Raw genomic sequence first — 16,026 nt, forward strand, 5'->3', positions numbered from 1 at the left:
TTCCTCCTTTATGCTCTTCTATCAAATTATATTTCAAATCTATTAGTATAAGTCGCTATGCATATTATACCACTACTTGCTAAAAATAACAAAAAAAGTGAACAACTATTCACTTTTAATTGCCTCTCCGTCCAACGACCAAGTCTTTACATCCGTGATCTGAACCTCGACGATATCACCTGGCTGAATCGGCTGTTCAGCTGTGAAGTTGACAAGCTTATTAGTTTCTGTATAGCCTGAATAAACTAGCTCATTTTTCTTAGACGGTCCATCGACCAAGACCTTCACGACGCGGCCCGCATAAGCCTCATTCTTCAAGCGGGCATAACGATTTGTATGCTCCATTAATTCATTCAGACGATCCTGTTTTACTTCTAAGCTGACATTATCCGCCATCGCGGCTGCCGGTGTACCGGCACGCGGTGAATAAATAAAGGTAAAGGCATTATCAAACTGACAATAATCAACAAGCTCTAAAGTTTTTTGGAACTGTTCATCAGTTTCATTTGGAAAACCAACAATGATATCCGTTGAAAAACCAACGCCTGGAATTTTAGACACAATCTTATCAAACAGTGTGCGATATTGTTCTACCGTATAACGGCGTCCCATGATTTTAAGAATTTCATTGCTGCCTGATTGAACCGGCAGATGAATAAACGGCATGATATTATCATAACGAGCGATTACATCAATCATTTCATCCGTAAAATCCCATGGATGCGAGGTTGTAAAACGAATTCGAGGGATACCGATTTTCGCGACTTCTTCAAGCAAGCCGGCAAAGCCGCCTGCCAGCTGCAGATCCTTTCCATAGGAATTGACATTCTGCCCTAACAGTGTCACTTCCTTAAAGCCTTCCGCCTTTAGTTCTCTCACTTCATCCAAAATATCCTCAACGGTGCGCGAACGCTCTTTGCCGCGGGTATATGGAACAATGCAGTATGTACAGAATTTATCACAGCCATACATGATATTGACCCATGCCTTATGGGTACCAAAGCGTTTCACAGGCAGATTTTCAATAACTTCGCCCTCTTTTGAATAAACTTCAATCGTTTTCTCTCTGGCCATCATTGCCTGATACAGCAGAATCGGCAGACGATGAATATTATGTGTACCAAACACCAAATCCACATGCGGATATTTTTTGATAATTGTATCAACGATTTCCTCTTCCTGAGCCATACAGCCGCACATGCCGAATAATAGATCAGGATTTGTCTTACGCAGGCGTTTTAATGACCCCAGCTCTCCCAAAACCTTATCTTCAGCATTTTTCCGCACCGCACATGTGTTCAGCAAAATAAAATCAGCTTCTTCTGGTGTATGACATTGTTCAAAGCCTAATTCCTCAAGAATACCGGCAATGGTTTCACCATCGCGTTCATTAGCCTGACAGCCGTAGGTACGCAGGAAATATTTACGGCCGCAGCCGATATTACGTGCTTCAAATGGTATATTAAACAGACTCTTTTCAATCGCAGCCTGTTGATTCGTTCTTTTTTGTGCTTCCTTTAAAGAAGGCTTCATCCAATCTTCATGTACTTTCATTCTATTTTCTCCTTTAAAATTAAAGCCCAAAAAAACCAAGCAAGGCTTGGTTTATTGTGAAATGGCTTCTACTGGGCAAGTTGATACACAAGCACCGCAATCAATACATGTTCCTTCATCACATGTTGATTTAGAGTCATCGTTCATTGACAATGCACCAACTGGGCAAACACCTACACAAGCACCGCAACCGATGCAAGTATCTTCGTTAATTTTTACTGGCATGATAAATCCTCCTTTTTCTTTCTTAACTATTATAACATAAGTTGTATCTACTGCAAGTATTTTAAGCCTGGAAACTGAATAAAAATCTATCACTGAAGAAAAAAAAGAAGAAGTGCAAATTTACGCTTCTTCCTTAATTTGTATCCGTTCAACGCTGACTGCGCGATTGCTGATATCATCAATTTCTACGATCAAGCCACAGAAGATACCAGGGCCTGACGCCATTGTATATTTCGTCTTTTCACCGTTAAAACGCGCGATCACTTCATCAATATCACGCCCCAGCACACTGTTGTAAGGGCCGCACATGCCAAGATCACTGATCGCGGCACAGCCGTCAACGATCCGCTCATCAGCAGTCTGTACATGGGTATGCGTACCGACAACGGCAGCCAGCTGGTTCGCGAAGCAATAAGTAAACGCTATCTTCTCACTGGTAGCCTCGGCATGCAAATCAACAACATGCAGATCACAGTCCTCATATGCCTCTAAAATATCTTCCATACAGGCAAACGGTGAATCTGTGATATTATTCATAAACACCTCACCGCTGAGATTGCTTACCGCGATTTTTTTACCGCCGATTTGGACCACACAAGTGCTTTGCCCAGGTTCCGTCGGTTCCATATTCATCGGTCTGACCAGCCGATCAGCTTCATCGATAAACAGCAGGATATCATTTTTAGAAAAAGTATGATTTCCCATTGTAATCACATCGATGCCAGCGGCAATCAGCTGATTGTAGATTTTTTTGGTAATCCCCTTGCCATGGGCAGCATTTTCGCCGTTGCAGATCACCATATCAATCGCTTTTTCTTCTCTTAGATGCGGTATTGTATCGATCACCATCTGGCGGCCGACACTGCCAACCACATCACCAACAAATAAAATTTTCATCGTTATTTAGCCAATTCACTCGCTCTTAATTCACGAATAACCGTAACCTTGATTTGGCCTGGATAAGTAAGCTCAGCCTCAATCTTATCACGAATACCGCGGGCCAGCTTCGTACATGCGTTATCATCCACTTTATCCGGATGAACCAAAACACGAATCTCACGGCCTGCCTGAATCGCATAGCACTGATCAACACCATCAAAGCTCTTAGTAATTTTCTCTAATTCCTCAAGGCGGTTGATATAATTCTGCATTGCCTCATAACGGGCACCCGGACGAGCCGCGCTTAATGTATCGGCAGCCTGTACAAGATTAGAAATCAGATAAGTAGGTTCTACTTCACCGTGATGCGACTGTATTGCATTCAGCACAACGTCACTTTCACCATGCTTCTTGCAGAACTTATAACCAAGCTCAATATGACTGCCTTCCACTTCAAAATCAAGTGCCTTGCCAATATCATGCAGTAAGCCCGCACGTTTTGCAAGATTTTGATTCAAGCCTAATTCAGCGGCCATCATGCCAGTCAGATAAGCAACCTCCATCGAATGCTGGAGGGCATTTTGACCATAGCTGTAACGATATTTCAGACGGCCGATCAATTTAACGATCTCACGGTCGATCTTACCGATACCCAGCTTAAATACGGTATCCTCACCAACCTTAACAATGTTGGCATTAATTTCATTACGCACCTTGTTTACAACTTCTTCGATTCTGCCCGGCTGGATGCGGCCATCACGAATCAAAGTTTCAAGAGCGATGCGGGCTACCTCACGGCGGATTGGATCAAAGCATGAAACAGTAATGGTTTCCGGTGTATCATCAATAATTAAATCAACACCCGTAGCCTGTTCAATTGCCTTGATATTACGTCCTTCACGGCCGATAATACGTCCCTTCATCTCTTCTGTCGGCAGCGTTACAACAGAAACTGTCCGTTCCACCGCTTCATCCTGAGATAAACGCTGAATGGATAAAGCAATGATATTGCGCGCCTTTTCAGCAGCAACACTCTTCGCCTCATCTTCTTTTTCTTTGATATATGCAACTACTTCATTCTCCATACGTTTTTCTACGATATCGAATAATTCTTTCTTCGCTTCATTCGTCGACATAGCGGCAACTCTTTCCAATTCCGTTACCTGGACATCGATTTTCTCCTGAAGTTTCTTTTCCATCTCGTCTAGTTCAGACATTTTTTTAGTTAATTGACTGTTTTTCTGATCAATCTGCTGTTCTTTAGTTGTTAAAGTTTCATCACGAAAATTCAAATTATCTTCTCTGCGAAGCAATTTATTTTCCATATCCGAAACTTCCTGTTTACGTTCTTTAATTTCTTTTTCAGCAGCAAGCTTCATTTCATGAGTTTGTGTGCGGCCATCCAGGATTGCCTGTTTCAGCGTATTATCAGCTTTCGCCTTCGCTTCCTTCAGGATTTCCTCCGCCTTTTGTTGATCCCTATTTAAACCAGCCCTTGATCTGATCGCCATAATGACGATACCAAGAACTAAACCTATCATCCCTGACAAGAGAAAAGTAATAGGATTTTCCATCCTCTGACCTCCTTTTGTCATTTTATGAGAGAGTAAATAAAACTCCCTTTATTATTTTACACAATTCTCACACATTTCACAACCCAAATTATTTAAACTTAACAAGTATTCCTGAAAATGCAAAAGAGATGCTGTGCATCTCTTGTTATCTGGCATTCAATTTTTCTTTCAGCAAGCCGTAAATTTCATCCTGAACATCCTTATTCGCCTTAAGATAAGCCTTAACCGCTTCACGGCCCTGACCGATCTTGTCTCCCTTATAAGAGAACCAAGCACCGCTCTTCTGGATGACTTCATAATCAACACATAAATCGACAAGCTCGCCGACAAAGGAAATTCCTTCGCCATACATAATTTCAATCGCTGCGACCTTAAATGGCGGCGCAACCTTATTTTTAACTACTTTGACATTCACTTTATTACCGATGATATCAGAGCCATTTTTAATTGCCTCACTCTTACGGATATCAAGGCGCACAGAAGAATAGAATTTCAAAGCACGGCCACCCGGCGTCGTCTCCGGATTACCGAACATGATGCCTACCTTCTCACGCAGCTGATTAATAAAAATCGCCGTACATTCACTGCGGTTCATCACTCCCGCCAGCTTACGCATCGCCTTTGACATCAAACGTGCCTGAAGGCCAACCTGTGAATCACTCATTTCACCGTCTAATTCAGCCTGCGGCACCAAGGCAGCGACTGAGTCAATGACAACTAAATCAATTGCATTCGATTTAATCAGCAATTCAGTAATTTCAAGAGCCTGTTCACCGCTATCCGGCTGTGACAGAATCAAATCATTAATCTGCACACCCAAATTCTGTGCATAAAGCGGATCAATCGCATTTTCAGCATCGATAAAAGCCGCACGGCCGCCGCGTTTCTGCACCTCCGCAATCGCATGCAGCGCTAAGGTTGTCTTACCGCTTGATTCAGGACCATAAATTTCAATAATTCTGCCCTTCGGATACCCGCCGATACCCAATGCTAAATCCAGTTTAATTGAACCGGAAGGAATCGCATCAATATCCACATTGGCACGGTCCCCTAATTTCATAATTGAACCCTTGCCATATTGTTTCTCAATTTGTTTAATTGTATCTTGAAGCAGTGAATCCTTTTTATCCGCTTCCTTCTCTAACATCTTATCTGTTTTCTTTTCATCCATGATTCTGCTCCTTCACACTTTTTATATATGCGTTATACTCCATAATGCCTAAATTTTCTATTAATCTTTGATGCTGCTTTTCAAAATCAGCTGCATGCCGGCTTCCCACAAGCTGCCGCAGAATTTCTTTCATTACTTCACATACCTGATGCCTTAACGCGTTTCGCTCGCCGCTTAACTGAAGCTTATAAACATAAACCGCGTCATCAAAAGCCACCGCGCTGTAAACTAGGCCAGCCGGTTTACCTTCCAAAACATCAGGACCGGCATTGCCGGTAAAAGAGATACAGCAGCCGCATTCAAGCAGCAGCCGGCTTTTTTCAGCCATTTCAATTGCGGTCGGTGCTGACACAACACCGTATTTATCAATCGTTTCCGCACTTACATGCACAACATCAATTTTACATGTATTCCAATAGGTAACAAACCCACCTTTAAAAACAGCAGATACCCCCGGCACTGAAGTCAGCTCAGAGGCAAACATACCGCCGGTTAAACTCTCACAGGTGCCGATACTCAGCGCTTCTGCTTTCAATGCATCAACCAATGCCTGCATTACATTGACTCCATAATAATATCCTTAAGCTGCATAAAATAAGAAATTCCTGACGCTACCGAAATCAATGTCGCAAACCAAAGTAAAAAATCACTCATCGGAAAACGAACTAATTCAAACGGCAGATTATTCAGCAGTATCACTATAATCGCCAGCATCTGCGTAACTGTTTTCAGTTTACCAAGGAAACCGGCAGCTACAACCTTTCCCTTCTGCGCCGCATTCATTCGCAGACCATCTACAATCGTATCCCGCCAAATCATAATAACGACCGGCACTACCGGTACAACCGCAGTTGCGGCAAACATCACAAACATTGTATTTACCAGCAGCTTATCCGCAATAGGATCGATAAATTTCCCAAAAGAAGTTATCAGATTTCTTGAACGGGCAATATGACCATCAAGAAAATCCGTAAACGAAGCAATTGCGAAAAGCACCAGCACTAAAATATTCTTTAATGGCAAGGTCACAAAGCCAAACTGAAAATCCGGCATTGCAATTGAGAACTGTGCGTAAGGAAACAGCATAACAAGAACGATCAGCGGCACAATTGCCATTCTGAAACAAGATAATTTATTCGGCAGATTCACTAGATTTTCCTCCAATTTCAAAGCTGATAGTCAATGATCCAGGTGTATTAGCAATTGAATCATCCAGCTTCACTTCTACATCATTCACTTTAAATTTCATTCCCGCAAAATAACCAATTCTAAGATCCAGCACCTTATCCACACTCGGATTCAGCTTTAATTGCAGCGTCTCACCGGATTCATAGATTTTCGCCGTTGGGTCACTCAGCACTACACCATCCTTGGTAGCCTGGAACCACGCGCGCGGCACAAATTCAACAGTCAGCGTCAATTCTTCCGCGTCACCATAACCGCTGATCACATAAGTTGTCGCATCCTTCGCAGAAACATTCAGCGTAGCTTCCGGTTCAGGATCAGGTTCTGGTTCAACAGGTACAGGATCAGGAACTTGATCGCTTGGCGTCGGTGTAACAATCGGTGGATTAGGCTGCAGCGGTGTCTGCATATTTCTTAAAATAAAGAATCCCGCTACAAATATAACCGAAGCAATCACGATAATAACAATGGTCAGAAAAGATATCAATGAAAAATCAATATGCTGGCGTGATTTACGCTTCTTGCTCTTTTGGGTTTTCTTCTGTTCGGCATTATGCGTGCGTACATGCTCTTCAATTTTTTTATGTTCTTCCATGGATTTAATAGAAAAAGTATGCGTATACTCCTCTACAACATCCTGCAGCTGATCCTTGATTGAATCAAAATCAACATCAACCAATTCACAATAAGAACGCAGAAAATACCGAAGATAAGGTAAATCATTTTTAAAATAATCTACATTGCCGGCTTCGATCGCTTTAATATGAGGAATAGATAAACGAGTCTTGTCACTGACTTCATCTATGGTGTAACCTTTTTCAAGTCTTTTTTGTTTTAGAAGTTCTCCTATTTCTTTCATTTAATCACCCTTTGTCGGTATTTTAATTCATTATAATTTATTATATCAATTTCAGCAAGGAAAGTAAATAAACACAAGAACCACTCACCTGCCTCATTTAGTATAACCGATTTTTTATAGAAAAGCACGGATTTATCGAAACAACAAGAAAAAACATAATTTTACCATTTTCTTCTAAAATTAAGTAAAATTCCAATCATCATTTAAACATGCAATTCCATAAAGAAAAATATTGTATTTATGCCAATTTTATTCCTTTCATACAAGCTGCTGTCATAAGTGAATGGGTATATTCTATAATATCACTAGAAAATCATCCTCATTTTTGATGAAATTAAAAAACACTCACAAGGAGTGTTTAAAGTCAACATTTTGTAAGCCATGTTCTGTCCTTCCTAAGAAGTGGCAACCATTTATCTACATATTGCTATGTCCTGTGATCCTTTCAGTTCATTCACACAGATTCCCCTACCAAATTTGGGTTTCTCGCTTGTGGGGTTTACCCGTTCCATCCGCTGAATTTCTTCAGCGCTCGTCTCTGTGGCACATTAACGGTTCCGCCATAGTTTCCCTTAGGCGAATTACCGGCCGTCAGATTTCTCTGCCTGGCCTTATTGATTCAGCCAGCACAAACACTACGTCCATCGCAGGACGTGCGAGCATGGACTTTCCTCTAACTGCAGGCAGTCAGCGGTTGCCCAAATGTTAACTTTAGCGTTTGAAAACTTCAGCTTCCAAACGTGAAAGACGTTTTAAAATATCCACATTGCTGTAAGCAGCCACGTGTTCTTCAGCATTTTTACTGCTGGTTTCCAATTCAGATATTTTTGCTTTCATGGTTTCAATTGTATTTTCATACTTCTGCATCGTCGCGCCCAGTTCCTGAATCATTTCCTCATACTGCTGGTAATCCTGAATCACCATATCCAGAAATTCATCAACTTCACTGGCGGCATAACCTTTAAAATCGATATTAAACTGCTTTTCAAGCACATCTTCGACCTTTAAATTGAATCTTCTGTCCATACAATCACCTTCCACCCTAATAGTTTCTCAAATCTTTGCACAAAAATCAAGTAAAATCAGAAGCAATTTAGTTTGCTATGGAAATAAGAAAGCAAATTGGTTATAATAGTAAAAGGTGATACTATGATTGGTTATCCAACCAAAAAAACAAATGTTTTGCAGACGTCCGCGGCGGAAGCGCTGAAAGTCGATGCCCGGCTCAGTCATATGGGACGCGGCATGACGCTGGAAAGTGATATCAACGCCAGCAATGACTATTATATTGAAATTGACCGTGCTTTGATACATAAGAAACCGACGCCGATTCAGGTTGTAAGAGTTGATTATCCCAAACGAAGCAGCGCCAAGATCGTTGAGGCTTATTATAAAACGCCCTCAACAACAGATTATAACGGCATCTACCGGGGTAAAGCGATTGATTTTGAGGCTAAAGAAACCAAAAACCGGACCAGCTTTACATTTAAAGCAATTCACCCGCATCAAATCAAGCATCTTGAAAAAGTATTGCTTCACGGCGGTATCGGATTTGTCATAATCCGCTTTACATGCCTGAATGAAACTTATCTTTTAGATGCTGCATATGTGATTGATGCTTATAACAATGAAACAAAAAAATCATTAACGATTCAGGAGATTCGCGCTCACGGATCACTGATCAGAGAAGGTTTGACACCGCGTCTGAACTATCTGGATAATGTTGATGAGCTTTATTTCATGGAGGATAAAAATGGAAAATAACAACAATATAAAAAAAGGCAGCAAAGGGGTTAAGGTACTGAATTCGATCATTATCGTTATTCTTTCGCTGGTCCTGATCGGCAGTGTTTCGGCTTTCTACTTGCTGGATGGCATTCTGAATGATCCTGATGCACCAAAGTATGATGCCAGTTCATTAGAAACTCAGGAAAGCTCGGTAATTTATGATACTGACGGCAACGTTATTATTGAATTAAGCCGTGAGGATGGCACGCGTGAAAATGTGTCTTATGATCAGATACCTCAAGTTGTCGTTGATGCCTTCCTTTCTATCGAGGATTCCCGTTTCTATAAACATAACGGTTTTGACCTTCCCCGTTTTATAAAATCAGCGCTTGAAAATGTTAAACAGGGAAATCTTGGTCAGGGCGGTTCAACGCTGACCATGCAGATGATTGACGTATCTCATATGTCAAAGCTTGAAAAAGCGCCGAACGGCTTTGTCCGCATTGCCCGTAAGGTGCAGGAAATTTTCTTAAGTATGCAGGCTGAAAGTCATATCTCAAAGCAGCAAATTCTTGAAAAGTACCTCAATCTGATTAACTTTGGCGGTCCAGCCCGCGGCATTCAAAAAGGAGCTCAATATTATTTTGGCAAGGATGTCTCGCAGGTTACGTTATCCGAAGCAGCCTTCCTGGCCGGTGTTATCAACGCGCCAAACGGATTTGATCCATATTACAACTATGACGCAGCCATTGAACGGCGCAATGAAACGCTCGATTTGATGCTGTATCACGGCTATATTACTGAAGAAGAGCATGAATTGGCTGCCAATACTGAATTGGCGTTCCAGCTGAGCGGGCCTATCGTATTTGAAACCTCTCCTTATTTAAGCTATATCGATAAAGTACGTGAAGAAATTATTGAATTGACCGGCGGCCTTGATCCAACGGTAGTCGGCATGGAAATCTATACGAGTATGGATCGCGGTGCGCAGGAATTAGCGGATCAGATTCTAAATGGTGAAGCAGGTATTAATTATCCTGAAAATGATGAACTATTCCAGGTTGGTTTCTCTCTGATGAATAATCAAAACGGTGAGATCATCGCATTGGGCGGCGGCCGCGGCTATGACGGCGACAATCGGCGAAATCGTGCTTATGGTGTAGTTAAGCAGTCCGGATCTTCAATTAAACCGTTGATTGATTACTGTCTGACCTTTGATTATCTGGGCTGGGCAACTGATCATATCCTGCTTGATGCCCCGATGAAATACCGTGGTACAAATACACCATTCTATAATGCCGACGGTCAGAACCGCGGTGATGTTACTTATCAGTATGCCGTAGCTGTTTCCTTAAATACAACAGCGATTACAGCCCTTCAGGAACTGTGTGATACAATCGGTGTTGACAAAGTTCTGGAACATATGAAAAAGCTCGGCTTCTCAGCCTTTGAAAATCTGACTGCCGAAGACTTCTCCTTCGGTTATGGTATCGGCGGTGCTGATATGACGACGACTCCTGTTGAAATGGCCGGCGCTTTCTCCATCTTTGCCAATAATGGTAACTACATTGAGCCGCATACGATCCGCAAGATTGTATTTAAAGACGGCAAGACCGAAAGCATTGAACCTAATTATGAATCTGTAAATGTAATTTCACCGCAGGCTGCTTATTTGATGTCAGTATTGCTTGAAGATGCAGTCAGCACAAATTGGCAGAATCTGCTTCAAATCATGATTTCACCATATCCTGTTTATGGTAAGACCGGTACGACAGACTGGGCACAGGATGGACTCGCATACGGTATCCCAGAAGTTGCCATGAAAGATAAATGGATGGTTGTTTATACTTCGAAGTATACAGCCGCTACATGGGCAGGTTATGATGAACCAGTTGCTGGTAAGTTTACTTGGTTTGATACGAATAAAATGCTCTTGAATGTACCGGGACAAATCAATAAAAAACTCTTTGATTTTATCCATCAAAATAATTATCCGTCAGCAATTCAACAGCCGTCAGGCATTGTATCAGTAACCCATGTGAAGGGTGCCTTCGATAATGGTTATTACGCAGTACCTGAAGGAACACCGGATGAAATGATTTCGACCGGTTTAATTAAGAGTGAATTTGCGACATTGAATGAATTAAAGCCTGATGAATTATCTGAATTAAAAACGTTTACTGCTGAGCTTGACGATGCTACCTCTAAAGTTAACTTCAAGTTCACGCCATATCCGGAAGCTGAAAAGCTCGAACCATTTGACGGCAAATATCACGGCGTTGAAGGTTATCCGAACTTCTCCGGTACAAAGCTTTACGATCCAAGTGCAATCTTCGGTGAGGTTGTTTACCGTGTTGAAGTAACCAGCAATAACATTAGTCTTGGTTCCTTCGATTATGCCACTGATACAGCGTCTGAATTACTGCCGATCATGCCGGGACAAAAGGTTGAGGTCTGCGGCAGTTACGCCTACAAGAACGGTATCGCCGCCAGCAATAAGATCTGTACGACAATTGAGTCTAAAGATGATGATGAACGGCCAAATCGTCCAACCGATCCTACTGATCCAAATGAACCAATTGGTCCAGGCAATCAAACTCCTTCAGATACAGATAAAAACGATCCTCAAAACAATCACAAGGATGATCCAAATACTGAAGAGCCTTTAGATCCAACCGATGAATAATAAAAAAATTGAAGCTAACTGACAGCTTCAATTTTTTTTCGTTTACATATTGACTGAAATGGACAGCGCTCACATTGAGGATTTCGCGCCATACATAAATATCTGCCAAAGAAGATAAATAAATGATGACTCTTATTCCAGCGTTCTCTTTTAATCTTACGTTTTAATTTTTTCTCTACTTCAAGCACGCTGTCATCCGGTTTCGCTAATCCCAGTCGTTTGCTTACCCGTTCAACATGGGTATCAACAGCAATGGCTGGTACATCAAAAGCAACGCTGAGCACGACATTTGCCGTTTTTCTTCCGCAGCCAGGCAAGGCAGTCAATTCTTTCATAGTCGAAGGCACTATGCCTTGATGCTTCTCTACTAAGGCAGCAGCGCAGCCCTTGATTGAACGCGCTTTATTGCGGTAGAGACCAATTGAATGAATGTATGGCTCAATCTCACTAAGCTCAGCCTTCGCCAATAGCTGTGGGGTAGGAAAGCGCTCAAACAAGGCTGGCGTAATCTTATTCACTGACACATCGGTTGTCTGCGCGGATAAAATTACAGCAATCAATAATTCATACGCATTTTTATGAATCAATTCACATTCAGCATTTGGAAAAATCAATTCAAGTTCATCAAGTATTTCATCCGTTGTCATTATTTATCCCCGCTTTCATATTTCTCAGCTGTAATCCCCTTGCGCTGCCATTCATAAAGAATTTTATCGATGTAGTCAAAGCTCCATTTTTTATTAATTGAAGCCTCTCGAAGCGCATAGCTGATTAATTTCAATTCATAAGTTTTAATCCAATCACTTAACCGCTGCAGTTCAATCTGTGTCAAAGGCCGTTTAAATTCATTCTCAAACATTTCAAACAAGGTTTCATTAAACTCCATAGCCTCTTCACTATGTTCAAAAATACCATCTAAATTAAATTCTAAAGTTCGATTCGTAAAGCTGATCTTTAAATATCCCTTCTCACTTAAACCATTGATAATTTCATCTATCCGATCCACATCCACCTTCAGCTTTTGCGCAATAGATGCCGCTTCAATCGTCTGTTTATGATCATTATAAAACTGAATCAGCAAAACAACCATTCCCTCTTCAGCATTCAGATTGATCGTTTCAAACTCACTCAGGATATAACTGATCCGATCAATGTAATCCTTCTCAAACCATTTGCTCATACCAGCTTCTCCTTCATATAATAAACTACCTCAAGTGTATCATAATCAAGATACAGATAAGTACCCTTTTGCTCAAATACATATACGGCATTTTCATAACCATAGCCATAAACCGGCGCAATGTCACTGAAACCATATTCAGCCGCGATTCGCAGCGCTTCAGCAGTTTGTGCCGACGCTTTTGTTTTTGACTGAATCAGCTCACCAAACTGATTGAACCAGTAAATCTTTTCCGCATCTGCTGCTGAATATGTCACATAACGAAAACTATGACGATAAAAATCCTCACACTGCGGGTATTCTTCCTGTATCTTTAAAATCATCTGTTTTTCTTCAGCCTCTGCCTTAATAGCCGGCCCGCTGATATTGAGCGCATAATTAACAACAATCAGAATCAGCAGCAGCAAGACCATAAACAACGATATTAATTTACTCTGTATTTTCAAAAGCGAATCATTCCTTCCAACCTTCGTCTCCTCTATTATACATTAAGTTAAGGGTTATTGTCATAAAATCTTGGTTATGTTAAAATAAATAGTACGGGGTGATTTATTATGAAAAAAACGCTTAAGATTGCCGCTGTCGCAGTAGCAATTTTCGCCATCCTTGCCGCCTTATCTTTGCTGTATACTTACATGAAGCTGCAAAAAGTAAATTTAAGTGTCGTAAATGCTAAACTTTATAAAGAAAGTGAAATAACAGATGTATTTGAAGCTGCTGAGGATCATACGATTTATGTATTTGTCTATGATTCTGAGAACGAAGATTGTATCTATCTTGATGAAGTTATGCTTAGGCAGATCAGCAATGAGAACGGTGAAATTCACTTCGATGAAATTTATAAAATAAACTATAAAGATTCATCCTCTACCTACAACAATCAAATCATAAAAAATCTCTATTCAATAGAGAGTATCCCAGCCATTGTCAAAGTAAAGAAACTTGACAGCGGTTATGATATCCTAGATACTTTTGAATGGTCAGCAAATACAAAAACGGATATTGAAAATCTGACGGCTTTCCTGAAAAGAAATGAATTGATACCTGTTAATTAACGTGCTAAGGCACGTTTTTTAGTATAAAAAACCGCAAAAGCTGCGGTTTCAGCATCAGCCGATAAAAAGCGGCTCAATAGTATTTTTTATAAATGCGAGGCGGTCTTTCGCACGGGGAACAAAGAGCGAGGTAATGGCTATAACCAAATCATGCTCAGCATTATAATAGATCACGTTGCCGCCGTCTCCAACCGCTGCCGCTGAGTGCTTCTCTTCATCAATAACCCACCAAAGATAACCATACGCCAGCTTTTCCTGTTCCCAAAAATTTTGTCTTTTTGTACTCATCTTTACCCACTGCTCAGAAACGATTTGTTTGCCTTCCCAAAGACCGTTATCTAAATATAACTGACCGATTTTAGCCATATCTAACGCAGATAGCGTTAAGCCCCAGCCACCGGCGTTTAGACCCGTCAGATCAGCTGCCCAGCCGTTGATATCCTTAGCCTTATTGAAAGCCATCTGTTCTTCTTTGCTGTTAAAATAAATACTCTTTTCGACATTGATTTCCAAAGGTTCAAAAAGGTATTCTCTGGCAAATTCCAACACTGTCTGGCCGCTGGACCTGCGTAAAATGCCGGTAAAAATATCCGGGCCAATCAAGGGTGTATAGTTAAAGGTTTTAACGGGTTTTCGGCCGCCTAATAAGTCCAGTGTAAATTGCAGCCAGTCATCACTCTTAAAATATTTCAAATAAGGCGGGATTCGATATTTAAATGGTGCCTGCATGATCAGCAAGTCACGCAAGGTTATCTGCTGGATCAGCTTCTCGCCTCTTTTAATCGCATATTCAGGAAAGAAATCAAGCACCTTCTGATCAATGCTTTTAATGAATCCTTGATCTAATGCAATGCCGATAAGAATTGAAACAATGCTTTTGGTTACGGAATAAACATGAACCATACTTTCAGCATCACAGTCATTAAAATATTGCTCAAGCATAAGCTGACCCTTTTTCATAACAACAATTCCGGCTGTATTCTTGTAATCTTTCATAACACAATTCTCAATTATTTTATACTGCTCCTGATTTATCATAATACGCATTTTCCTTTCGATTCAGCACATTCTCTTTTTTTCGGATTGGCAGATAAACTTCCGTAATTAACTGATCATAGCTTTCAACCTGAGAAGGATCGTTAACATAGACCTCAAATAAGGCGTCCTTACTTTCATAACCTTCCTGATTGATCCATTCACTCTGTCTGGCATATACAGAAGGCAGATTATCATAAGAACCAGTCAGTACACTTTTCAAACAGAGGCCAGGCAAAAAAGCTCTGGTGCCGGTTACCCGCTCTTTGATCGGTATCGCAAATTCAGTATCCATCCCACAAGGGCTGAATTCATCACTGTGAAAAAGCACCATCGGCGCTGCTGCACATGTCAGCTGATCCTGCACAATTTTTCTGAATAAGGCAGCGAAACAATCCTCATACGCTGCTGGAAAGTCTGCCTGCTGAACTAGCTTGCGGATTGACAGAAGATTCATTTCAGGAACCTCTGTGAGCTGCACATCGATATCCTCCAAATATGAAAGGATAGATTTACCTTCCTTTAAAATCACTAAATCGTGAGCCAGCTGATCAAGGGTACCATTCATCGCCTGGATCTGCTTTTCCATTTCTTGTTTGCGCTGTGACAAGGCCAAATAAAGCTGATCGCTGAAGTTATTTTCTGATTGAATCAATGCCTTGATCTGTTCTAATGAAAAGCCATAATTCTTTAATCGCTGAATGATCAGCATCGTTTCAAGCTGATTCATCGAATAGTAACGATAACCGGTATCACGATTGATAAGCTCTGGCAATATTAAGCCAATCTCAGCATAATAGCGCAATGTTTTCGCAGAAACCTTACATATTGCTGAGAATTCACCAATTGTCAGCATAAAGCCACCTCCTGTCTAAATCTATGGTACACCTTGCCC

The 16,026-nt window shown here is 41.1% G+C and carries 16 protein-coding genes, 1 other RNA gene and 2 pseudogenes; 4 read left to right on the plus strand and 15 right to left on the minus strand.

The annotated features are described in order from the left end of the window. Window positions 1–105: 105 nt before the first annotated feature. The 10 genes from miaB to gpsB all read right to left on the minus strand — a co-directional run bounded on the left by miaB (window position 106) and on the right by gpsB (window position 8,473). Window positions 106–1,554 (minus strand): tRNA (N6-isopentenyl adenosine(37)-C2)-methylthiotransferase MiaB, encoded by a 1,449-nt coding sequence (gene miaB, locus DWZ33_RS01740; RefSeq protein ID WP_118453580.1) that lies wholly within the window; start codon window positions 1,552–1,554, stop codon window positions 106–108. 51 nt (window positions 1,555–1,605) lie between these two features. Continuing rightward, window positions 1,606–1,809 carry a 4Fe-4S binding protein gene (locus DWZ33_RS01745; RefSeq protein ID WP_373127456.1) on the minus strand — a complete coding sequence of 68 codons (204 nt, stop codon included), beginning with the start codon at window positions 1,807–1,809 and terminating at the stop codon, window positions 1,606–1,608. A 90-nt stretch (window positions 1,810–1,899) separates the two neighbouring features. Continuing rightward, window positions 1,900–2,676, minus strand: coding sequence for a TIGR00282 family metallophosphoesterase (locus DWZ33_RS01750; protein WP_118453581.1), 777 nt, complete (start codon window positions 2,674–2,676; stop codon window positions 1,900–1,902). A gap of 2 nt (window positions 2,677–2,678) precedes the next feature. After that, complete coding sequence (gene rny, locus DWZ33_RS01755; RefSeq protein WP_022937606.1) at window positions 2,679–4,232, minus strand: ribonuclease Y; 1,554 nt, start codon at window positions 4,230–4,232, stop codon at window positions 2,679–2,681. Window positions 4,233–4,377: 145 nt separating this feature from the next. After that, the gene (gene recA / locus DWZ33_RS01760; protein WP_022937605.1) at window positions 4,378–5,403 is read right to left on the minus strand and encodes a recombinase RecA; all 1,026 of its coding nucleotides are present in this window, start codon (window positions 5,401–5,403) and stop codon (window positions 4,378–4,380) included. Beyond that, window positions 5,396–5,959 (minus strand): CinA family protein, encoded by a 564-nt coding sequence (locus DWZ33_RS01765; RefSeq protein ID WP_022937604.1) that lies wholly within the window; start codon window positions 5,957–5,959, stop codon window positions 5,396–5,398. Before DWZ33_RS01765 ends, recA begins: the two co-directional genes overlap by 8 nt. Further along, entirely contained in the window at window positions 5,959–6,552 is a 594-nt protein-coding gene (gene pgsA, locus DWZ33_RS01770; RefSeq protein ID WP_029473274.1) for a CDP-diacylglycerol--glycerol-3-phosphate 3-phosphatidyltransferase, read from the minus strand. Before pgsA ends, DWZ33_RS01765 begins: the two co-directional genes overlap by 1 nt. After that, window positions 6,536–7,447, minus strand: coding sequence for a helix-turn-helix domain-containing protein (locus DWZ33_RS01775; protein WP_022937602.1), 912 nt, complete (start codon window positions 7,445–7,447; stop codon window positions 6,536–6,538). The genes pgsA and DWZ33_RS01775 overlap by 17 nt, the downstream gene beginning before the upstream one ends. A gap of 370 nt (window positions 7,448–7,817) precedes the next feature. Continuing rightward, an RNA gene (gene rnpB, locus DWZ33_RS01780) (RNase P RNA component class B) lies at window positions 7,818–8,153 on the minus strand. Between the two features lie 5 nt (window positions 8,154–8,158). Beyond that, window positions 8,159–8,473, minus strand: a complete 315-nt coding sequence (gpsB, locus tag DWZ33_RS01785) for a cell division regulator GpsB (RefSeq protein WP_022937601.1) — start codon at window positions 8,471–8,473, stop codon at window positions 8,159–8,161. Between the two features lie 123 nt (window positions 8,474–8,596). Here gpsB and recU point away from each other — a divergent pair, with 123 nt between their 5' ends. Both recU and DWZ33_RS01795 read left to right on the plus strand, forming a co-directional pair. Next, entirely contained in the window at window positions 8,597–9,211 is a 615-nt protein-coding gene (recU, locus tag DWZ33_RS01790) for a Holliday junction resolvase RecU (RefSeq protein ID WP_022937600.1), read from the plus strand. After that, a complete protein-coding gene (locus tag DWZ33_RS01795; RefSeq protein WP_022937599.1) occupies window positions 9,201–11,861 on the plus strand; it encodes a transglycosylase domain-containing protein in 2,661 nt (886 codons plus the stop codon). The genes recU and DWZ33_RS01795 overlap by 11 nt, the downstream gene beginning before the upstream one ends. Before the next feature lie 14 nt (window positions 11,862–11,875). Here the strand turns inward: DWZ33_RS01795 and nth are convergent, their stop codons facing one another. The 3 genes from nth to DWZ33_RS01810 are packed head-to-tail and all read right to left on the minus strand — an operon-like array spanning window position 11,876 to window position 13,487. Next, window positions 11,876–12,508 (minus strand): endonuclease III, encoded by a 633-nt coding sequence (gene nth, locus DWZ33_RS01800; RefSeq protein ID WP_118453582.1) that lies wholly within the window; start codon window positions 12,506–12,508, stop codon window positions 11,876–11,878. Continuing rightward, window positions 12,508–13,041 carry a DnaD domain-containing protein gene (locus tag DWZ33_RS01805; protein WP_022937597.1) on the minus strand — a complete coding sequence of 178 codons (534 nt, stop codon included), beginning with the start codon at window positions 13,039–13,041 and terminating at the stop codon, window positions 12,508–12,510. Before DWZ33_RS01805 ends, nth begins: the two co-directional genes overlap by 1 nt. Next, window positions 13,038–13,487, minus strand: a complete 450-nt coding sequence (locus DWZ33_RS01810) for a hypothetical protein (RefSeq protein ID WP_147352864.1) — start codon at window positions 13,485–13,487, stop codon at window positions 13,038–13,040. Before DWZ33_RS01810 ends, DWZ33_RS01805 begins: the two co-directional genes overlap by 4 nt. A 108-nt stretch (window positions 13,488–13,595) precedes the next feature. Here DWZ33_RS01810 and DWZ33_RS01815 point away from each other — a divergent pair, with 108 nt between their 5' ends. Together DWZ33_RS01815 and DWZ33_RS18485 are read left to right on the plus strand one after the other, a co-directional pair. Then, complete coding sequence (locus DWZ33_RS01815; protein ID WP_022937595.1) at window positions 13,596–14,096, plus strand: hypothetical protein; 501 nt, start codon at window positions 13,596–13,598, stop codon at window positions 14,094–14,096. A gap of 81 nt (window positions 14,097–14,177) precedes the next feature. Next, window positions 14,178–14,225, plus strand: a pseudogene (locus DWZ33_RS18485) (hypothetical protein); the annotation flags it as partial. A gap of 9 nt (window positions 14,226–14,234) precedes the next feature. Here DWZ33_RS18485 and DWZ33_RS01820 read toward each other — a convergent pair. Together DWZ33_RS01820 and DWZ33_RS01825 are read right to left on the minus strand one after the other, a co-directional pair. After that, a pseudogene (locus DWZ33_RS01820) lies at window positions 14,235–15,143 on the minus strand (serine hydrolase domain-containing protein); the annotation flags it as partial. After that, complete coding sequence (locus DWZ33_RS01825; RefSeq protein WP_118453585.1) at window positions 15,112–15,987, minus strand: MerR family transcriptional regulator; 876 nt, start codon at window positions 15,985–15,987, stop codon at window positions 15,112–15,114. The pseudogene DWZ33_RS01820 and the gene DWZ33_RS01825, both read right to left, overlap by 32 nt. Window positions 15,988–16,026 lie beyond the last annotated feature (39 nt).

Source organism: Dielma fastidiosa (genome assembly GCF_003475485.1).
GTDB lineage: Bacteria > Bacillota_I > Bacilli_A > Erysipelotrichales > Erysipelotrichaceae > Dielma > Dielma fastidiosa.